The sequence below is a fragment of the Ancylomarina sp. YFZ004 genome (genome assembly GCF_054254355.1).
The window spans coordinates 1-22,454 of the sequence record NZ_JBTCHQ010000017.1; the positions used below are offsets into that span (position 1 = coordinate 1).

At 35.4% G+C, this 22,454-nt stretch carries 16 protein-coding genes; 2 read left to right on the plus strand and 14 right to left on the minus strand.

All coding sequences use genetic code 11. From position 1 onward, the window contains the following. On the minus strand, positions 1–2,269 hold a 2,269-nt coding region (locus tag ACXR6G_RS18890; RefSeq protein WP_458363014.1), incomplete at its 3' end, for a cadherin-like domain-containing protein. A 523-nt stretch (positions 2,270–2,792) separates the two neighbouring features. On the opposite strand from ACXR6G_RS18890, the gene ACXR6G_RS18895 reads away from it, so the two are divergent. Next, positions 2,793–3,383: a YqgE/AlgH family protein gene (locus ACXR6G_RS18895; protein WP_458363015.1), complete on the plus strand. Its 591-nt coding sequence runs from the start codon at positions 2,793–2,795 to the stop codon at positions 3,381–3,383. 16 nt (positions 3,384–3,399) lie between these two features. On the opposite strand, the gene ACXR6G_RS18900 is transcribed toward ACXR6G_RS18895, so the two are convergent. From ACXR6G_RS18900 to ACXR6G_RS18935, 8 genes are all read right to left on the minus strand, one after another. After that, positions 3,400–4,248, minus strand: coding sequence for an aminotransferase class IV (locus ACXR6G_RS18900; RefSeq protein ID WP_458363016.1), 849 nt, complete (start codon positions 4,246–4,248; stop codon positions 3,400–3,402). Positions 4,249–4,250: 2 nt separating this feature from the next. Beyond that, positions 4,251–4,748 (minus strand): D-glycero-alpha-D-manno-heptose-1,7-bisphosphate 7-phosphatase, encoded by a 498-nt coding sequence (locus ACXR6G_RS18905; protein WP_458363017.1) that lies wholly within the window; start codon positions 4,746–4,748, stop codon positions 4,251–4,253. Positions 4,749–4,757: 9 nt separating this feature from the next. Continuing rightward, entirely contained in the window at positions 4,758–5,354 is a 597-nt protein-coding gene (locus tag ACXR6G_RS18910; RefSeq protein ID WP_458363018.1) for a rhomboid family intramembrane serine protease, read from the minus strand. A 61-nt stretch (positions 5,355–5,415) separates the two neighbouring features. Continuing rightward, positions 5,416–7,488, minus strand: coding sequence for a carboxypeptidase regulatory-like domain-containing protein (locus tag ACXR6G_RS18915; RefSeq protein WP_458363019.1), 2,073 nt, complete (start codon positions 7,486–7,488; stop codon positions 5,416–5,418). 96 nt (positions 7,489–7,584) lie between these two features. Further along, positions 7,585–8,550 (minus strand): PorP/SprF family type IX secretion system membrane protein, encoded by a 966-nt coding sequence (locus ACXR6G_RS18920; protein WP_458363020.1) that lies wholly within the window; start codon positions 8,548–8,550, stop codon positions 7,585–7,587. A 96-nt stretch (positions 8,551–8,646) separates the two neighbouring features. Beyond that, positions 8,647–9,330, minus strand: coding sequence for a gliding motility-associated C-terminal domain-containing protein (locus tag ACXR6G_RS18925; protein ID WP_458363021.1), 684 nt, complete (start codon positions 9,328–9,330; stop codon positions 8,647–8,649). 140 nt (positions 9,331–9,470) lie between these two features. After that, positions 9,471–10,472: a DNA polymerase III subunit delta gene (holA, locus tag ACXR6G_RS18930; RefSeq protein WP_458363022.1), complete on the minus strand. Its 1,002-nt coding sequence runs from the start codon at positions 10,470–10,472 to the stop codon at positions 9,471–9,473. A 22-nt stretch (positions 10,473–10,494) separates the two neighbouring features. Then, complete coding sequence (locus ACXR6G_RS18935; protein WP_458363023.1) at positions 10,495–11,265, minus strand: AMP nucleosidase; 771 nt, start codon at positions 11,263–11,265, stop codon at positions 10,495–10,497. Positions 11,266–11,344: 79 nt separating this feature from the next. On the opposite strand from ACXR6G_RS18935, the gene ACXR6G_RS18940 reads away from it, so the two are divergent. Then, positions 11,345–11,797 (plus strand): type I restriction enzyme HsdR N-terminal domain-containing protein, encoded by a 453-nt coding sequence (locus tag ACXR6G_RS18940; protein WP_458363024.1) that lies wholly within the window; start codon positions 11,345–11,347, stop codon positions 11,795–11,797. 65 nt (positions 11,798–11,862) lie between these two features. On the opposite strand, the gene ACXR6G_RS18945 is transcribed toward ACXR6G_RS18940, so the two are convergent. From ACXR6G_RS18945 to nifJ, 5 genes are all read right to left on the minus strand, one after another. Further along, on the minus strand, positions 11,863–12,411 hold the full coding sequence (locus ACXR6G_RS18945; protein ID WP_458363025.1) for a PepSY-associated TM helix domain-containing protein: 549 nt from the start codon (positions 12,409–12,411) through the stop codon (positions 11,863–11,865). A 35-nt stretch (positions 12,412–12,446) separates the two neighbouring features. After that, positions 12,447–12,893 (minus strand): YhcH/YjgK/YiaL family protein, encoded by a 447-nt coding sequence (locus ACXR6G_RS18950; RefSeq protein ID WP_458363026.1) that lies wholly within the window; start codon positions 12,891–12,893, stop codon positions 12,447–12,449. A 1,298-nt stretch (positions 12,894–14,191) separates the two neighbouring features. After that, positions 14,192–16,912 (minus strand): pyruvate, phosphate dikinase, encoded by a 2,721-nt coding sequence (ppdK, locus tag ACXR6G_RS18955; RefSeq protein WP_458363027.1) that lies wholly within the window; start codon positions 16,910–16,912, stop codon positions 14,192–14,194. Positions 16,913–17,228: 316 nt separating this feature from the next. Then, positions 17,229–18,242, minus strand: coding sequence for a dihydroorotate dehydrogenase-like protein (locus ACXR6G_RS18960; protein WP_458363028.1), 1,014 nt, complete (start codon positions 18,240–18,242; stop codon positions 17,229–17,231). A gap of 646 nt (positions 18,243–18,888) precedes the next feature. Then, on the minus strand, positions 18,889–22,428 hold the full coding sequence (gene nifJ / locus ACXR6G_RS18965) for a pyruvate:ferredoxin (flavodoxin) oxidoreductase (RefSeq protein ID WP_458363029.1): 3,540 nt from the start codon (positions 22,426–22,428) through the stop codon (positions 18,889–18,891). Between the last annotated feature and the right edge of the window lie 26 nt (positions 22,429–22,454).

Genomic DNA, 22,454 nt, shown 5'->3' on the forward strand with positions numbered 1-22,454 from the left:
GACTAGCATTTGAAGTATAAACAGGCGCATCGTTAACATTAGTAAATGTAACATGCACATCACCTTCAGAGAATTTATTGCCTGTATCAGTAACTTTAACATGGTAGGATGGAGCAGCTTCTCCACCGTCATGAACAAATGAAATTAATCCATCTTCAACATCTTTCTTCGTAAAAGTTGTAACAATAGTACCCGACTTTTTAAATACACCATTTACAATAGAAGTAATTGTATATGTCAATTCAGTATCTGTATTATCAACATCTGTTGAATTTAAGAATGCGTTTGTAATTGCAACAGTTTCGCCCTCTTTAATTGTTAAAGTATTTGTAGGAAGAAGTGGAGCTTGGTTAATCAGAGCAACACCAAAATCCTGATCTTGGTACATAGCACCATCAAGGTAATGCTCATATTTTTTAAGATTAGGCGAAGTTGTAACTTCAAAAGAAACAGGAGCTTCTATTTTAGTGAAATATACAAAACCAATCTCAGGTAAAAATTTATATTCTCCATTAGTGTTTGTGATAGCAGGAGTTAACTCTTCATCTGTACCTGATTCGAAAGTACCATTAGTGTTTGTATCTTTGAAAAGACGAACTGCAACACCACTCTTACCCGTTTCACCAGTATCTTTTACACCATCAGAATCTGAATCGGTAAAAACAATACCACTAATTTCAGTAGGAGTATAAACACCACATCCTGCTGTTGGATTTACAAATTCTTTTGTAAATGAGCCACCTGTGCTGTAGCTGTTCCAGTAAGTATTAATAGAATTACTATTACCATAGGCTACCTGATTCCACTTATGTGAAGGAGTTGCCTCTCCTGTAAAAACAACTTTCGGTTGACTTACACCAGAATTATCAGGAATATTTGAATCATCCCAGTACAATTTAACCTCATATAAAGGATTAGGAAGAACAGGTCTAAATGTACTTGGCTTTATACCATTTAAGAGGTACTCTACATCATACATTGGAAAATGGAAAGTTCCCATACAGTATTCGAATACAGTTTTAACAGTTGTTCCTGTAGATAAATTAACCGTAGTACCTAAACCATTTTTACCATTCCAATAAATATCTCTCGTATAAGGAGTAGATTCACCTTCGTATGGATTAATCAACCCATAAAGCATCACATCTTCTGTACCATCGGTATAAACATCATCATTACCATTGAGGTCTAAAAGAATCTCAACACGACCTTTTTTATCAACCTTTACTCTAAAAAAGTAATTGGCATCATCACCAGGAACAGTGGGTGGACAACCAAAAAATTTTGGATATTCATCTCCATCAGTAATAAAACTACCAAACTCTGTGGCGGACAAATAAATATTTGGATCTGGATTGTTTAGAAAAATATTGTAATCAGGTGCTAGCTTATTGTCATTATTAAACGACTGTCTATTAATCTTAAAATCATTACTACTATCAGTGCCCCATGCATTAAAAGCAGTATTAAATGAAAGCCCCCTAAATCCAGAACCATTAAAATCAACCTCGGTTACATAACCACGACTAACACCATCTGACTCAATTTCAGGACAAAAGCTATAAAGTTTGCCATTAAAGTTTCTATCGTAATTTGTACTTATATTTGGAGTTCGGAAACACCAGTTTTTTGAAAACAAACGACCTTTTATAGCAGACCCGCTTTTCACGACGGTAAAATCAAAAAATTCTATATTATATGTACCAGATGCAGATGTCTGGATTGCACTAAACTCAATAGAATAATCACCTTTAGGTAATCCTAAAGTATTAGGATCAAAAACGGAACTGTTTCTATACCCTGTATTACCCACCACAACACTCGGGCCAGCCACAGCAGCGTCATAAGTTAAATCTGTCCACTGCCAAGATCCTGCATTAATTTGCAATGTGGAAATATCCTGACCGCTTAAAACACCAGCACTAGGCCAAACTATATCACCATTAATGTTACGTATGATTGCATAAACAGTTGAGTTATTATCGGCTTTACATGCTAAATATAATTTTTCATTAGCAGCATCATCAATATGAAAATACAGGGATGATTCAGGTAATGCTCCAAATTTAGCGAATTCACCAAATCCTACAAGACCTGTTCGTAAAAATGTCCGATCCCCACTAGTAGGACTCAGCTCCTTTGTCCCTTCTGCAAATCCGCTATTAGGTGAAAAGATATTAATAAACACAATCAAACTCAAGCAGAGCAATAATTTGTGTTTAAACTTATTCAGTTTGGGGTAAAGTGTTCTGTGTAAAAGTTGTTTCATAGGTAAATCGGTTAAGGTTATTTTTAGAGTTTGATATATTTGTATTTGATTATTAGATAGTTGTTGGTGTTTTTTCTATTCTCAAAACGGAACGAAGATACTAGATGCTAAGTAACATATGTAGTGTTTTATGTTATTTGTTCTGAGATCATTGCACTTTTTGATTAATCATATATAAACAGTAAAACCATAGTTGATTATTCAATGCTTAGTGATTTAGTTGTGGTCTTTAATTAGTTGATGAAGAGCTCTTTTGTGTTGTTGTGTTTATGTGTGTGTGGATTTATTGATCTTGTATTTTTGTGTGACTAATGGTTCTTTTTTTATGACTAGAAACATATTTGTCTAGATTGCTATCTTTCATATCTCCTTATGATTTAAGTATCTATAATTTCGAAAAAATAACCTTCATATTTATTTCTCTCAATCTGGTCAAGTATATATTTAATTTTCTATCCAAGTCTTTATATTTTTTGAAACCTTAGCAAATTTGATTACTTTGAGTTAATAAAAATTTATAGGTGTGGATGAATTACATGACATATTTCGATTTGAATCGAATGATATAAAACCTGAAAAGGGAAGGGTGCTAATAGCTGAACCTTTTTTAGAAGGTCGTTACTTTAAACGATCTGTTATTTTGTTGACAGAGTTTTCGGAGGAAGGCGCGGTGGGCTTTGTTTTGAATAAACCCATTCATTTGAATATTAATGAACTTATAAAGAATTTAGCTGCCTTTGAGAGCGAAGTTTTTGTTGGTGGTCCAGTACAGAATAATCAAATTTATTATTTGCATACTGTCCCTGATCTTATACCGAATTCTTTTCAGGTTTTCGATAAATTATACTGGGGTGGTGATTTTGAGATACTTAAAGAATTGTTGAGTTTGAAAAAAATTGAACTTAATCAAATACGTTTTTTTGCAGGCTATTCGGGCTGGAGTGCTGGTCAACTTGAAGAAGAAATAAAGGAAAATTCATGGTTAGTATGCTCTCTCGATACGAAAGAACTAATGAGATTAGATAATTCAGATATTTGGCAAAAAGCTTTAAACCAATTGGGAGGTAACTACAAACTTTGGGCTAATTTCCCTAAAGATCAAAATATGAATTAATTGAGATACTCAGTAATTATTGAAAAGCTCTTTTATTTAATTCTTCTATTAAAACCTTAGCACTCCTATTAAAGTAACGTCTTTCACCATAGGCAACCACCCAACGTATCCCAACAATTGCATTGGTTAGGAATATTTCATCAGCCTCCATTAATTGTTCGGGTTTCATTATGCAGTCGTCGTAAACGGTGATGCCTAAATCAAGAGCAATTTGAATAATTTGCTCTCTCATGATGCCATATACAGCACCACTTTCAAGTGATGGCGTAAATAAAATGCCATCCTTCACTATAAACAAATTTGAACTAACGCTTTCTACTAAATTTTGTCTCTCGTTTATCAATAGACAATCATCCCACTTCATCTCACTTTTGTGTAATCCTGCTAAAATAAAAGGAAGAGAATTGCCAGTTTTAAATCCGGATAAGGAATTCGATGTTTTCTTATATGTATCGAAAAGTCCAATTTGAAGTCCTTTCTTATTCAAGAAGTACTTAGATTCTTCTAGTTTTGAACTTTCGATTAAATAGGAAATTCGATTGGTGTTAGGGGTGTAAAGTCCCCCTGGATTACGAAAAACACTCAAGCGAATTCGAGTGCCCAAAAATGATTTATTCTTTGTAATTAAACTTTTAATATTCTTCTCAATCGTTTCAGAAAAATGATCAGGAATATCCATGCGCAATTGATTCATACCAAGCTTAAGGCGTTCAATATGCTCGTCTAAAAATTGAATTTGTGTTCCATTACAGTGTATGGTTTCAAATAGAGAGTCCCCATACCGAAAAGCCCTATTGTCAGCAGTGAATAGAGCAGTATCATCTGAATAAAATTCACCGTTGTAAGAAAGTTGATGTGAGTTCATAGCTAGATTTCTCCTTTTAGAATTTTATCGCAATAGATAGAAATATCTTCATTTGCATCAATTTTTATGCCTTTTACACCGGCAGCTTCTGCAGCCTCAATATCACGTTTACTATCTCCAATTAGATAGGAAGTATTAATATCGATATTGTATTTCTCAATTGCCTGATTGATCATGTAAGGACTCGGTTTTCTACATTCACAACTGGCTACACTATCATGATGTGGGCAATAATAAATTTCTTGCAAGTAGATTCCATTTGCTTTCAGCTGAGATTCGAGATATTCATGAACCTTATCTACATCTTCACATGAATAGATACCCTTAGCTACACCACCTTGGTTACTTACAATAAAAAGTTTGTAACCTGCTTCTTGAAATCTTTTAAGTGATTTGATAATTCCTTGATTAATGAGGAAATCCTCTACTCGGAAAATATAATAATGTCCAATATCCGAATTGATAACACCATCGCGATCAAGAAAAATAGCTTTTTGCATATTGAAAGTTTAAAATAACTTCTGCAAAAATAGAGAGAATAATTCAGGTTTTACAAGGATAGGAAATAGAAATCCGAATAGTGCACCATAAAAGTGGCTACTATGCCCGATATTATCAACCTGTTTTTTATTCATGTAGTATGAGTAAGCAAGATATAGAACACCAAATACAATTCCTGGAATAGGAATGACAAAGAAGAAATATAACATCTGCCATGGATCGAAAAAGATGCTTGCAAACACAATAGCAGATGTAGCTCCAGAAGCACCTAATGCATTGTAGTTGTAATCATTTGAATACTTTTTTAAATCGTAAAGACTTGAGAAAATAATACTGCTAATATAGAGTGCTATAAAATAGAAAGTACTAGATCCCAAATAGTGGTTGAAGTAATTTTCAAGAGCTCCTCCAAAGAAGAATAGAACAATCATATTAACAAAGAGGTGATTCCAATTGGCATGAAGAAATGCATGAGTAAGAATTCGATACCATTGTTGGCGTTTTACTATTTGATAGGCATTGAACTGGTATTGATAAAGTAATTCGGTTTTATTAAAGGCAGTAATTGAAATAATTACCGTAATAGCTATGATTAATATGGTCATGGTTTACTGTGTAATTGTGATAGCTACATAAACTATAGCTAGGATAAAAAAAAATAATGATCTAGAATGATTCAACTAGTTTGACAACAATTGAAGCACTTCTTGTATTATAGCCAACAGTCTTAATTTTGATTCGGTTAGCTGTAATTCCTTGAGAAATAAGATAATTCATAGCTTCAGTTGCTCTTTTTAAACACAATGCCCTATTCTTTTTTCCACCATTATCAATTTTAGTACTAGCTCTAACTTCTATAAGTACATCAGGATTATGATTTAAGATCTCTATTACATTGTTCAATTCCCCTTTTGTTATTTCGCTTAATAACCAACCCTGATTTGGGAACGTAGATGTTTGTAATTCTATAGTTTGGTTTCCTTTAGTTCTAATTAAGTCGATAGATTGAATATCATCGTGCATATAGTTTGTAAGAACTGTTGTGAAATATCCCGGTTTTGAAACAATTAAGTCATAGTAGTTTCCTGTATCTATATCTAAAGAGAAATTTCCATTTGAGTCTGTATTGTAATAGGTAGAAAGTTTGTATGTTTTATTAACGATTTCAACTTTAGCATTTACAATAGGTTTCGAAGAAAATTGATTTTTGACAAAGGCTTTTATATTTGCCCAAGGAGATTCTTCTAACCTGATTTTAATATTTCTGTTCTTAACTTGATTTTGAGGAAAATAAAGAACACGTTTTGTTTTGAATCCATTTTTTTGAATAATCAAGCTGTATTTCTTATTCATGAAAATATTGAAACTAAAGTTCCCAGAAGGAGCAGTGTATGTTTTATCTAAAATAATATTTTTGTCGACAAGAAATACAGAAACACTGTCTATAGGATCATTAGGTCTAAGCTTGGATATTTTCCCGCTCAAGACTTTTAGTTTTTCTGGATTAGCTTTGAACTCAAAAATATCATCGCTACTGTTTCTATTTGATGAAAAATAGCCCGTTTTTTTCTTGTAATCAAAAATATAGGCGAAATCATCCTTTTCTGAATTAAAAGGATAGCCAATGTTAACAGGGTAGTTCCAATGGTTCTGTTCAAAATTAGATTTGAATATATCTAAACCTCCAAAGCCAATGTGTCCACTCGATGCAAAGTATAGGTTTTGATCTTCGCTGATGTAAGGAAACATTTCGTTACTCGAGGTATTAATACTAGGACCTAAATTAATTGGAGGCCCCCATGAGAAGCCTTTTTTTCTACAATAATAGATATCTGTGCCACCATATCCTCCAGGCATATTTGAAATGAAGAATAACAGTTTACCATCTTTTGATATAGAAGGATGGCCTGTCGAATAATCATCATTAGCATGTAGAAACAGTTCTGGCTTGTCCCATTTTCCATTATTAAAACGTGACATATAGATATGTAATTGCGCTTGACCGTTTAAGTTAACAACTCCTTTGTTTCTGGAAAAATAGATGAATTTTTCATTTGAAGAAAAGGAGGTAGATCCTTCGTGATACTTTGAGCTAAGTTCCTTGGATAATATCTTAGGAATAGAGTAGTTTGTCCCAGTTTTCTTAGAAAAATAAAGATTGAAATAATGATCTTTAGACTCCCTGCTGATTTGTTTCGAATATTTATTAGATCGACCAGAAACTAAAATTAGACCATCTTTATAAAAAGATGTTGCGTAATCCGTTTGAGCTGTATTAATATTTAAAGACTTTGCAATATATAACGTGTCATTAGTGATTTCCTTAATAATGTTAAAAGCTTGAATGTGATGTTTTGCAACTTTATCTGATGGGTTAAGTTTACTGTATTTGATAAACCATTCTTTTGCTTCTTGGTACTTGTGTAGCTTTTTTAATAAATTGGCATAATTAAGGACGTCAATTGCTTCTGCATCAGTGTTATTAGTCATTTTTTGCACAAGTTTTAGAGCCTCATTGTCTTGCTGTGTCTCTAAATAGCAAATGAATAAATTTCTTTTAACGAGCTTATCTTTATGACTTAAACAATATTCCTTAAGGAAGGGAATGGCAAGTTTATACTCTTTCTTAGCAAAGAATCGTTGGCCTTTTTCAAGATCTTTGTTCTGTGCGTAAACAACTGTTTGAGTTATGAATAATATAAGGGCAACAAAAATTGTTGTTAGCAATTTTTTATACATAGTCTAAATATCTTGTCAATTATAGTTGACGGTTTAAATTACAATCACCTGAATGATACCAGTTTTGAAACTGAATAGAATGCAAAATACACAACTTTAGAAAAATCTAGGTGATGTATAGCTACTTTTCTTCAAAGAAATCTTATAATTTATGAAAATTTCATGACTTGTATGATCACCACGTTTTAGTTTGTCAAGACTATTTTCATAGGAATAAGATATGCCTAGTTTCGAGTCGAACTCATATCCCATATTAATTGCCCAATACTTCTCAGAGCGAAAGGTTCCTCCGGCAGAAATACCATTGGTGTGGTTAAAGTTAAGATTGAAACTATAGTTGGCTGTTGAGTTTAAAGACGAAAAAAGGAGTAGAGAGGGGGCAGCTTGAATTTCAGAATTAATATCGATAAGAATGCCCGAGTTTAAATAAAAATAAATGTCTTTAAATTCGAAATTCATAGATTTTCCAAAACCTTTTTCGTGTGGATAAACGTTTTGTAGTAGGCGAGGAGCAGAGAAGCCAAGATGGAATTTAGAAGTGCTGTAATAGGCTCCTATACCGAAATTGGGAGTTATACTACTTATATTCATATTTGGGATACTCGGGTCGTCTCCATTAAAATTAGGATCGTAGGTTGTTATTTCTGACCAGCGTACTTCTTTATTAACGAGTCCTGCCTGAAATCCAAACGAGAACACTCGGTTTTTTGACATACTAATTTTGTAGGCATAGTTGGCAAAGAATCCAGTTTCATTTAATATCCCAATTTTATTGCTGTATAGCATGGCTCCTAAACCAACCTGACTATTATTAATAGGCGCATGAGCTGATAGAATAGTCGATTTTGGGGCTCCATCTATTCCAGTCCATTGTTGATGATAGCCCATAGCTATTTCCAAATATGGATTACTACCTGAATATGCAGGATTTATATATAGCTTATTTTGCTTATAGTTTGAAAATAGTATGTTTTCTTGAGCTGAGATTTTCGTGCAAAAAGAAAAAAGACATATCGTCGTCGTTAAAATATAAATACTGATGATATGTCGCTGCTTATTCATTCACTTATAATCTTGATTAGATTGTTAGTTGAAAACCATAGAGGTCTTTTAGCTATCTGAATTTAAGGTTCTGAAGGCGTTTTGAAAAATATAGACCTATTTCTTTATGACGATATAGCCACTTTTAAGGTACTTTTTATCCTTAATGATAAGTTTGAAGAAGTATGTTCCAGGAGGAAGTTTATCACCGGGTCCTAACTTAACACCTGTTTTACTATAACTTCCGTCCCAGGCATCATCATTTGTATAGTTGCTCTTATCGAAGACTTTCGATCCCCATCTTGAGAATACAATGAACTCATTAACAGGATAATTCTCTATCCCTTTAATATAGAACTTGTCATTAATATTATCACCATTAGGAGAGAATGCGTTAGGAATTCGTAAATCAACTTTATTTGGATTTTTAACATCAACTAAAATATAGGCTTGACTACACTGACTTCTATTATTGCATATCTCGTAGAATATAGTGTCGACACCAAAACTATCTTCATATGGATAAAAAACCATTAATGAGTTATTTTCAATAAGATAGGCTTTTCCAGCCTGGTCGTTTTGACGAAGAATTTTTGTTTGATCGAAGTCTAATGTTGATGATGAATAGATGTCGTTTTCTAAAAATACAATTTCGATATAATTAACTTCATCAACCAATGTTTTGTTGTTGATTGAAACAGAATCATTTTTAGCTACAGGGGGTGCTCCATCTTGGCCAAAGCTTATGTTTGGGCCAAATAATAAAATGAAGAAAAAAGATAGAGTAAAAATTGATTTCATAGTTAAATACAAATTCTTAGATGATGGACGAATGATTATTATACACTAAAAAAAACAATAATATGTTACATTCGCCATAAAATGACTCTTTTGAGTAAACGAAATATAATTTTAAAGATAATAGATTTGTTTAGAAATTGCTAATGAAGAGTTTTGAATATTAACTCTTTTAGGAGATCTCCATTCTTTGAGCTAACATTACCTATCCCTTTTGATTTTAAATCGTATTCCCTGAGAAGGTTTATGATTGAAACAAGCTTCTTGGGGTTGTATAGTCTTGCTGCTGATTTGTAGTCTTTTACGAAGAAAGGATTGACACCAAGTGCTGAGGCTACAAGTTTATCATTCGTCTTATTTTTTAAGAAATGGAACTTTAAAACTTTTGAAAAATAAGAATGAAGTAGAGCAATTGTGACATAAATCGGGTTGTTTTTTTCGTTTGTTGAGAAGTAATTTATGATTTGATTTGCCTTTAGAACATCTTTTTTGCCTAGTGCATTTTGTAATTCAAAGTTGTTATAGTCTTTCGAGATACCAATATTTTTCTCGATATGATCTGCCGTAATAGTTTTTCCCTGTGGTATATTAATACTTAATTTTTCGAGTTCGTTTGAGATTTTACTTAAATCATTACCTAGGAACTCTGAAAGAAGAATACTAGCTTTTGTGTCAATTTTGAGTTTTAGGCTACTTGTATATTTTGAAATCCAATCAGGTAACTGGTTTTCGTATATCTTTTTTGACTCGAATAGAATACCATACTGAGCTACATTTTTGGTAAATGCTTTTCTTTTGTCTAATGATTTGTATTTGTAGTTAATCACAAGAATAGTCGATTTGAGTGGGTTCTTGATGTAAGAATCCAATAGCTCAATATTCTTTAGTTGTTGAGCTTCTTTTACAACTACAAGTTGTCGTGTTGCCATCATTGGAAATCGACGAGCCGTATCAATAATGTTAGCTATATCGGCATCTTTTCCATAAAAGACAGATTGATTAAAATCACGCTCTGCCTCAGGTAGAGCATTAGCCAATATGTAATCTGTGATCTTGTCAATATAGAAACTTTCTTCTCCCATTAAAAAATAAATGGGAGCGTATTCTTGTTTCTTAATACTGCTATATATCTGTTCGAATGTCATGTAATTCTTTTGAATAGTTTTTTTAGAATCTTAGATGTTTAACAGATTCCTTGTTGTGCATCACCTCTTTTAACGCATCAATTCCTGCCTGAATATGACGATTTACGTACTTATTAGTAACTATCGCATCACTATCATCTGTTTTAACACCGGAGGAGATCATGGGTTGATCAGATACCAGAAGAACTGCTCCAGAAGGAATTTCATTAAAAAAGCCAACCGTAAATATGGTTGCTGTTTCCATATCAATAGCCATAGCACGGGTCTTAGCTAAATATTTCTTAAAACGTTCGTCAAATTCCCAAACTCGCTTGTTGGTTGTAAAAACGGTTCCAGTCCAATATTTAATGTCTTTGTCAGCGATGACTTGTGATACGGCTCTCTGTAAACCAAATGCAGGTAGGGCTGGTATTTCAGCCGGTAGGTAGTCGTTCGATGTTCCTTCACCTCTAATAGCTGCAATTGGGAGAATCAAGTCACCCAGTTTGTTTTTTTTCTTAAGACCACCACACTTGCCTAAAAATAAGACACCTTTGGGTTTTATGGCACTAAGCAAATCCATTATAGTTGCAGCATTTGGACTCCCCATTCCGAAATTAATCATGGTGATGCCATCAGCTGAGATATTTGGCATGGCCTTGTCTTCTCCAACAATTTCAACCTGATATTTTTCCGCAAAAATATCAAGATAGCTGTTAAAGTTGGTTAGAAGAATATATCGATCGAAGTCTTTTAATGCTCTTCCCGTATAACGGGTTAGCCAGTTTTTTACTATTTCTTCTTTTGTCTTCATAAGCTCGTGATTTGCTTTTCGGCTATAGTCGATTGGCTAATAAAATCTGTTTATCTTTGCTTTTCAATATAACGAAAATATGGAGACGCTAAATCTACCCAGCTATAATTTTAATATAAAATTAGAAGGACAAAGAAAGGTAATTTTTGATAGTATAAGAAAGAAGTATGTGGTATTAACTCCTGAAGAGTGGGTGAGACAAAATTTTATTTCTTATTTGGTTGAAATGAAGAATTACCCGAAAGGTTTGATTGCTGTTGAAAAAAAGGTTGATGTCAATAGTATGCCACAACGCAGTGATATTGTCTTGTATAATAATAAGGCTATTCCTGTCATGATAGTTGAGTGCAAAGCTTCTAGTGTGAAAATATCACAAGACACATTTAATCAAATTGCTCGTTATAATATGAAGCTGAGAGTGCCTTACCTTGTTGTGACTAATGGCTTAAATCATTATTGCTGTCATATCGATTACGAAAAAAACAGCTTTGAATTTATTCCCGAAATACCTGAATATGAAGCTGTGAAATGATGGTTGAAAATCCAGTAAATAAATACCACGTCTATTTACTGGATTTCCTTGTTTCATAAGTTGACTTATATGTAAAACCATATGATTGATGGAATTACAACTCCAACCAGTGCCAATTTCCAACCTCTTTGTTTGAAACCAAATTTTCCCTTGGTGATTATTAATCCTGTTAGGCAAATAATAAGAACACTGATTGCAAAAATATCGGAATACCATAGCCATATGTTATCGTTTGATTTGTGAAGATCAACCATTTGACCAAGTACGGGTCTAATATGAAAGCGTTCAATTTCACCTTCGCCTGTAAACGGATTAATAAATGCGTATGCCTTATCAAAATATAAATTGTATCCGCCTCTTCGCCAGGCTAGACCTCGCAATTCCAGATCAAAATTATTCTGTTTTAACCAAGTCTTGAAGAATTCTTCTGTGATAGCTTCTGTATCCTTTGGTAAATCAATTTTTAATTCAATTGTTTCATAGGTATAATCTCGAGGGTCCCATGATTGACGGTGGTTTAAGGCGATTCCCGATATTGAAAATGCCATTAATAAGCCCGCATAGAAATATGAAAAATCTCTATGCCATTTTCTAAATTTTAAGTTCCACTTCATTGTTGAGTATTAGTATCAATTAAACAGATAGAAGATTAAATGCGCACTTTCACAACGACTTTTCGAACTTTTGATATTTGATTAAGTCCAACGCATGGCATATGTAGATCATCAGGGAAAAAGATGCCAAATACTGACGGATTAAATTTGAACAAAGTTGAATCGCCCTTATAAAATGCATAATCACCTTCGTCGTTTCTCTCCTCAAGTTCTTGATTAGTCTTAGACGTAAGCCCAATGTGTTCTTCTCCTTCAATAATGTATTGAATATCGATGTATTTAATGTGTCCCTCAAGTTTACAATTATCAATCGCTCTGGTGTCATATTCCTGAACCATTGCAAATACATCATCACCTTCAATTTGATAAGTACCCAAGTCTATTTTAGAAAAATCTGAATTGTTAATGTAATCAATTCCTTTAGCTAGTCTCTCACTTAAATTTGCATAAATATTTAAGTTTTCAATTTTATCTATTATCATTTTACTTATTATAAATAATCAAATGTGTTTGTCATATTATATTGCGACTTCAAACTTATCAAATTTATTGTAATCAAAGAAGGCCGCCCATAGAGCAGCCTTTAATTTTTTATTATCATTGTATTTCACAAGCGTGAGAGTTAGCTCACTTTAAAGAAAAGGATTATGCTTTCTTAGCTTTCTTCTCTCTTTTCTCTGCCTTTTTTTCTTTAGCCGTTTTAGCTGGTTCTTTTTTCTCGCTCTTTTTAGCGTCTTGAGATTTTGCCATGATCTTATATTTTAAAAGTTAGTTTTTATTTTCTCAGATTGACGATTGATTTCGTCTCTCAGCTATAAAATTACATTATTATCTTAAACTATTTAAATTTATTAGAACATTAGTTTCGCTTATGTTATTTGTTTATGGTTAAAGAAAGTGTATAAGTTCCTGATTGAATATACTTAAATAAGTTATGCCTTTACAGATAAGCTGGGAGGAATTGTAGACCCGGAAAAACCTATAAAACACAAAAGGCTACCCCTGAGGACAGCCTTTCTATATATTGAGAATGTAATTCTCTTAGTTTTGGTTCATTTAGCTTGAGCAGCAGCTTATCTCTTGACAAAGAAGAACTGATAATGCCGATTGATGTTTTAAAATGAACTGCACGCGAAGTGAAGCGATTGATTATTAAAACACATATCGGTATAAACGTGCAATAGGCACACGGAAAGGAGAGCAATAAACCCGTAAATTAAGACCATGCCTTCTGAGTTGAAGAACTCACAAAACAAATAAAAGAAGCTATCTGTATAAACTTGATTTTCATAGAGATTGCAAGTCTCTAAATTATTACCTGTGGATAAAATATCCACAGGAGCAATAGCTGTAAAATACGAAAGGCTGCCCCCTGAGGACAGCCTTTCTATATATTGAGAATATGATTCTCTTAGTTTTGCTTCAAGTTTGCTTGAGCAGCAGCTTATCTCATGAAAAACATAAACTGATAATGCCGATCGATGTTTTAACATGAATTGCAAACGAAGTGAAGCGATTATTGATTAAAACACATATCGGTATAAAGGTGCAATAGGCAAAGGCAAAGGAGAGCATTAATCCCGTAAATCAAGACTAAGCCCTCTGAGTTAAAGAACCACCAAACAAATAAAAGAAGCTATCTGTATAAACACGATTTTCATAGAGACTGCAAGTCTCTAAATTATAACCTGTGGATAAAATATCCACAGGAGCAATAGCTGTAAAATACGAAAGGCTGCCCCTGAGGACAGCCTTTCTATATATTGAGAATGTAATTCTCTTAGTTTTGCTTCAAGTTTGCTTGAGCAGCAGCTAAACGTGCAATAGGCACACGGAAAGGAGAACAAGAAACGTAATCCATACCAACTGAGTTACAGAACTCAACTGAAGATGGCTCACCACCGTGCTCACCACAGATACCTAATTTGATATCAGGACGAGCAGATCTTCCTTTTTCACAACCCATACGTACCAATTGACCGATACCTTCTTGATCTAATACTTGGAAAGGATCATGCTTAAGGATACCTTTTTCAATATAGATAGGTAAGAATTTACCAGCATCGTCACGAGAATAACCGAATCCCATTTGAGTCAAGTCATTTGTTCCGAAAGAGAAGAATTCAGCATATTCAGCGATTGCATCAGCAGTCAATGCAGCACGAGGAATCTCGATCATTGTACCTACTAAGAAATCAACTTTGATACCTTTTTCAGCGAATACTGCAGCAGCAATTTCTCTGATGATATCTTCCTGCATCTTAAATTCTTTAAGAGTTCCGATTAATGGAACCATAATCTCTGGCTTAGGATCTTTACCTTTAGCTTTAAGATCACAAGCAGCTTCGATAATAGCACGAGCTTGCATTTCAGTGATCTCAGGATAAGTGTTTCCTAAACGACAACCTCTATGTCCCAACATTGGGTTGAATTCGTGAAGAGACTCAACTTTAGCTTTAACGATAGATACATCGATACCTAATTTCTCAGCCATCTCAATTTGAGAAGCATCATCGTTAGGAGTAAACTCGTGCAATGGTGGATCCAGTAGACGAATAGTAACACCAAAACCGTCCATAGCCTCAAGAATTCCAGAGAAGTCTTCTCTCTGAACAGGAAGTAATTTAGCAAGAGCTTCTTTACGACCTTCAAGGTTTTCAGCAAGAATCATTTCACGCATCTTCCAAATCTTATCGCCTTCGAAGAACATGTGCTCTGTACGACATAGACCAATACCTTTAGCACCGAATTCACGAGCAGTTTGAGCATCAGCAGGCGTATCAGCGTTAGTACGAACGTACATACGTGTGTTGTTCTCTGCAAGATCCATCAATTTACCGAAATCACCATCTAAAGTAGGAGTGATTGTAGCAACTTTACCTTCGTAAACTTTACCAGTAGTACCGTTCAACGAGATGAAATCACCTTCTTTGTAATCAACACCGTTGATAGTCATAGAAGTTCCTGTTACTAGAACACCAGCAGCAGAAGAAATACAACATTTACCCATACCACGAGCAACTACAGCAGCGTGAGAAGTCATACCACCACGCTCAGTAAGAATACCTTCAGCAGCGTACATACCTTTCAAGTCTTCTGGAGAAGTCTCGCGACGTACAAGAATTACTTTTTTACCTGCAGCAGCCCACTCTTCAGCAGCATCAGCAGAAAATACGATTTGTCCTGTAGCAGCACCTGGAGAAGCTGGAAGACCTTTTGAAAGCTCTGTAGCAGCATCAATTGCAGATTGCTCGAATACTGGGTGAAGTAACTCATCCAATTTGTTAGGCTCTTGACGTAAGATTGCAGTTTTCTCATCAATCATACCTTGAGCTAACATATCAACAGCCATTTTTACCATAGCTGCACCAGTACGCTTACCAGAACGAGTCTGTAACATCCAAAGCTTACCATCTTGAATGGTGAACTCCATGTCTTGCATATCTGAATAGTGATCTTCAAGCTTCTGCTGAATTGTATTCAATTCGTTGTAAAGCGAAGGCATAGCTTCTTCCATTGAAAGGAATTCAGCTTTACGAGCTTCTTCAGAAGTACCGTTACGCTCAGCCCAACGATGTGAACCAATAGTAGTAATTTCAAGAGGAGTACGAACACCAGACACAACATCTTCACCCTGTGCATTGATCAAATACTCACCGTTAAATTGGTCTTCGCCAGTAGCAGCATCACGAGAGAAACAAACTCCTGTAGCAGAAGTCTCACCCATGTTACCATATACCATAGCTTGAACGTTTACAGCAGTACCCCATTCGCCTGGAATGTTTTCCATACGACGGTAAAGGATTGCACGCTCAGTATTCCATGAATCGAATACAGCACATACAGAACCCCAAAGTTGATCCCAAGGATTAGTAGGGAATTCTACACCAGCGTGCTCAACAATAACAGCTTTGTAAGCTTCAACAAGAACTTTAAGATCTGCAACAGTTAATTCAGTATCAACTTTGTAACCTTTAGCTTCTTTCAATTCGTCAAGAACAACCTCGAATGGGTTATGCTTTCCTTCTTCAGCCTCAACACCCATAACTACGTCACCGTACATGTGGATGAAACGACGATATGAATCGTAAGCAAATTTTTCGTTTCCTGAATTATCAGCAATAACTTTTACTGTGTCATCATTCATACCTAGGTTAAGAACCGTGTTCATCATACCTGGCATAGAAGCACGAGCTCCTGAACGAACAGATAATAACAATGGGAAAGAACCATCCTTAGCATCAAATTTAGCGTTCATTGCAACTTCTGTATCTTTTACAGCAGCTTCAACTTGCTCTTTGATCATTGCTACAACAGCATCTTTTCCAAGTTTGTTGTAATCAGTACAAACGTCAGTAGTGATAGTGAAACCAGCAGGAACTGGAACACCAATTAGGTTCATTTCAGCAAGGTTTGCACCTTTACCTCCAAGCAAATTCTTCATGTCTGCTTTACCTTCGGCTTTACCGTCACCAAAAGTATAAACGTACTTAGTACTCATAATTATCGCTTTTTAGTTTTAATTCTATTGTCTGCTTTAGATTAAAGCATTCAATAACAATTATATATTAACTTATAATATTCAAAATCTTAATTTCACAAGATTTTCATCAATAGAAATTCTTGAAAATTGTACACAAAAGTAGTGTTCTTTTTTCAAAAAAGGAAGCAAAGAACGGACAATCTAACTGTCTTTTTTCAAATGATTTAGACTTTTATTTTTCAAACGTTTGCGGGTGTTTGAAATCTTAAATTTTAATACTCAGAGGAAAAAAAAGCTGATCGATAGATCAGCTTCTTTCTATAATATTGTCTTTCTATCTCATAGGATATTTGTTGATGATTTCTTCTGGTTTTAATAAGAAATCAAGATATTGAGCTCGGTGATATGTATCTGAGCCCTTTACCTCGTTGTCTGACAGTTTGCCTCTAAATTCGCTGATAGATTTGTACCCTTTGGCATCCATCCAACTTTCAAGCTCGGCAAGAACTTCTGCAATATACGATGGCTCATTTTTGTAAATCGCGCTCACCATTTGAACCACATCAGCTCCACTCAGTAGCATTTGGATGACATCTTCGTAGGTGTAAATACCATTTGTTCCACACAACTGACTTTTGATTTTTTTATGTAATAAACCCACATAGCGAAGTCCCAATTTAAAATCACCACGATTACTTAGGTTGAATCGAGTGATATGCTTTTCCTTATCGATATTCACTTCGGGTTGAAAAAGACGATTAAATAGAGCGAATGATGAAGCTCCCGCTTTATCAAGACGATTGACAAAGTTTAAGGTATTTGTATAGTAAGGACTCAGTTTAATGCAGAAAGGAATTTTTAACCTCTTTTTTAAGATCTTGACTATTTTGATTTTTTCTTCTTCGATCTCAGCTGCCGTTTTTTCCATATCAGTCGGCATCGTATAGAAGTTTAATTCCAAGGCATCAACCCCAGCATCTTCAAGTAGCTTGGCATATTCGAACCAAGTAACGTCGTAAATACAATTTAAACTGGCTATGACTGGAATTGAAATATTTTTTTTGACATCAATTAGTTTCAAAATATGCGCCGTAGGACCGGCATGTTCTAAAGTGGGGAAGAGGGACGTCATTTCAGCGTTTCGCTCGGTGTAAGCATCCAGTTCATCATCGAGTTGAGCTCGTTCCATTTGAATTTGCTCTTCGAAGAGAGATTTGTACACGATAGCTCCAGCGCCAGCACGTTCCAATTCTCGAGCACCTTCAACAGTTGCTGATAGTGTACATGCACCGACAATAATGGGGTTTCTTAGCTTAAGCCCCATGAATTCTACATTTAAATTTGCCATATGATTTTAGGATTAAATTTTTCGGGTTCCTCTAAATTAATCAATCCTAGTGAGATTTTCAATAGTATGGGTGCTCTTTAATTTTCTGGTAATCAGTATGGCGGAAGAATTATATCGTAAGTAAAGGATTTTGAGATCTTATATTTATGAATTTATTTCCGCAGATAAGCTTTTATCTGCTCGGTTCTTTAGAATGTTGTGAAAATTTGGAATAAAGGAACAGATTCACAGGATTACAAGATTTCCAAAATTGACAGAATATTTCCATTAAAATATGTGAATTATGAAAATTCTGCCATTATATAAATTGTATTTATTTTTTAAGCACCCATTCGCCTACCGGCACTTGGTTGATATTTAAATTCCATATAAATATTCACGAACTCCGCTTCTCTACGGTTTCCTAAAAGGGAAATATTATTGTACTAAATCTTGAATATTACTTCAAATCGTTGTCAACGAATTTCTCCCTTTTTAGGGGAATTCGATGGATCACGAACACATTTGTTTAAAATTTAGTTGTGAGTAAATGTCCGAAGGACAGAGGGGTGTGGTTTAAATCAAGCTTGACGAAAGTGCTATTGCTAATACAAAAAAATGCCCGATTCTTTCGAACCGGGCATTTCTATATTTAATTGCGATTGATTTACACTTCAGTAAAATCTAAAGCAGCTTGACGCACATAAGATTTATATCTCCACTTAGCGTTATCCTCAGCAGCTACGAATAACTCCTTAGCTCTTTCAGGGAATGATTTCTGTAACGAAGTATAACGAACTTCACCTAACAAGAAATCCTGGAATTTATCCCACTGTGGCTCTTTTGAGTCAAGTACAAATGGGTTCTTTCCTTCTTTCTCCAATAATGGATTGTTACGGAATAAGTGCCAGTATCCTGCTTCAACAGCTTTCTTTTCTTCTAGTTGAGATTTACCCATAGAAGCTTTCAAACCGTGAGAAATACATGGTGAATAAGCAATGATTAATGATGGTCCAGGGAAGGACTCAGCCTCTTTAACCGCTTTAAGATATTGAGCGTGGTTTGCACCCATTGCAACCTGAGCAACGTATACGTAACCATAAGAAGCAGCCATCATACCAAGGTCTTTCTTTCTGATCACTTTACCAGCAGAAGCAAACTTGGCTACAGCCCCAACTGGAGTTGCTTTAGAAGCTTGTCCACCCGTGTTAGAGTAAATCTCAGTATCCATTACCAAAACATTTACATCTTCACCAGAAGCAAGAACGTGATCTAGTCCACCATATCCGATATCGTAAGCCCATCCGTCGCCACCGAAAATCCACTGAGACTTCTTAATTAAGAAAGTCTTAAGATCTTTGATTTCTTTAGCAACTGCATGCGTTTCGTTTTCAAGAGCAGCAAGAACTTTTGCAGATGTAGCAATAGAAGCTTCACCGTTGTCCTTATTCTCTAACCACTCAGTAAATGCAACTTTAGTCTCAGCATTTACAGCGTCGATTGCAGTTGTCATACGAAGCTCGATACGGTTACGCATCTTGCGAACACCTTCGTTCATACCGAAACCGAATTCAGCATTATCTTCGAATAATGAGTTGGCCCAAGCTGGACCTTTACCACTCTTATCGTTTTTACAGTAAGGCGTAGAAGGAGCAGATCCACCATAGATTGAAGAACAACCTGTAGCGTTTGATACCATCATTCTCTCACCGTACAATTGAGTGATTAATTTGATATATGGTGTTTCACCACAACCGGCACAAGCTCCAGAGAACTCGAATAAGGGTTGAGCAAATTGTGAATTCTTCACATTGTTTTTAGGCATCAATTCCTTGTACCCAACTGTTTGGTCCATATAATGCCATCTTTCCTTCTCAGCAGACTGAGTTTCAAGATGCTTCATTACAAGAGCTTTCGCTTTAGGAGCAGGACAAACATCAGCACAGTTACCACAACCCGTACAGTCTTCAACTGCAATCTGAATGCGGAAATGTAGACCTTTAAGTTCTTTACCTGTTGCAGGCTTAACAGCAGTTCCAGCAGGAGCAGCAGCTAATTCTTCGTCGGTTAAGATGAAAGGACGAATAGCAGCGTGAGGACAAACGTAAGCACACTGGTTACACTGAATACAAGTTTCGTCTTGCCACTCAGGTACGTTGATAGCGATACCACGCTTCTCGAACTTAGTTGTTCCATTAGGGAAAGTACCATCTTCACGACCAGAGAATGCAGAAACAGGAAGATCATCACCTTTTTGAGCATTCATAGGATCACAAACCTCAGCAACAAACTTAGGACGTTCAGATTTAACAGCTTCTACTTGTGAATCAGAAAGTTTTTTCCAGTCAGCAGAAACTTCAACTTTAATAACATTCTCTCCACCTGCATCAACAGCCGCGAAGTTCATGTTAACAACTTTTTCACCTTTGTTTCCGTAAGATTTAACAATGGCTTTCTTCATCTCTTCAGCAGCTTGCTCGAAAGGAATTACACCTGTAATCTTAAAGAAAGCAGCCTGCATAATTGCATTTGTACGGCTACCAAGACCTAATTTCTCACCTAATTTAGTACCGTTGATAATGTAGAATTTAATCTCATTGTCAGCCATGTACTTTTTCATATGATCTGGAAGATGCTTGATAGTCTCTTCAGTATCATAGATTGAGTTCAATAGGAAAGAACCCCCTTTTTTCAATCCTTTTAATACGTCGTATAAATAAACGTAAGCAGGAACGTGACATGCAATGAAGTCAGGAGTGGTTACTAAATATGTAGAACGGATTGGCTCATCACCGAAACGAAGGTGAGAAGCAGTAAATCCACCTGATTTTTTAGAATCGTAAGCGAAGTAAGCTTGACAATACTTATCGGTTGAACCACCAATAATTTTAATCGAGTTCTTGTTAGCACCAACAGTACCATCAGAACCTAAACCGTAGAATTTCGCTTCGTAAAGTGACTCAGAATTCATCTTAACTTCTGGTAATAATGGAAGAGAAGTGAAAGTCACATCATCAACAATACCTAAAGTGAATTGATTCTTAGGCTCGTTCATTGCAAGGTTTTTGTAAACCGCAATAATTTGAGATGGAGTTACATCTTTAGAACCTAAACCGTAACGACCACCAACAATAATAGGAGCATTTTCAGTACCGTAAAATACGTCTCTTACGTCAAGATACAATGGATCTCCATTAGCACCCGTTTCTTTTGTACGATCAAGTACACAAATACGCTTAACAGACGCTGGAATAACTGCTTTGAAATGCTTAGCAGAGAATGGACGATACAAGTGAACGCATACCAAACCAACTTTTTCACCTTTAGCAATTTTGAAATCAACAGCTTCTTTAATAGTTTCGTTTACAGAACCCATTGCGATGATGATATTCTCAGCATCTTCAGAACCATAATACATGAATGGCTTGTACTCACGACCAGTAATCTTAGTCATTTCCTTCATGTAATCAGCAACCATATCAGGAACCGCATTGTAGAATGGGTTGGCTGCTTCACGTGACTGGAAGTAAACATCAGGATTCTGAGCAGTACCTCTAGTTACTGGAGTCTCTGGATTCAAAGCGCGGTCGCGGAATGCTTGAAGAGCTTCTTGATCAACTAGACCTCTTAGGTCTTCCATGTCAATTTCTTCAATTTTCTGAATTTCGTGAGAAGTACGGAAACCATCGAAGAAGTTCATGAAAGGAACTCTTGATTTGATTGCTGTTAAATGTGAAACAGCTGAAAGGTCCATTACTTCTTGAACAGAACCTGAAGCTAACATTGCGAAACCTGCCTGACGAGCTGAATAAACATCAGAATGATCACCAAAGATACTTAATGCTTGAGCAGCAAGAGCACGAGCAGTTACATGGAAAACACAAGGTAATAACTCACCTGCAATTTTATACATGTTAGGAATCATCAACAACAATCCCTGAGAAGCAGTATAAGTAGTGGTTAAAGCACCAGCTTGCAAAGAACCGTGAACGGCACCTGCAGCACCCGCTTCTGATTGCATTTCTACTAATTGAACTGTTTCGCCAAATAGATTTTTACGTCCTTGTGCAGCCCATTCGTCAACACTCTCAGCCATAGGCGAAGATGGTGTGATAGGGTAGATACAGGACACCTCGCTAAACATATATGCAATATGTGCAGCAGCGGCATTACCGTCGCAGGTAATGAATTTTTTCTCTTTTGCCATTTTACTCCTCCAATTAAATTTTATTT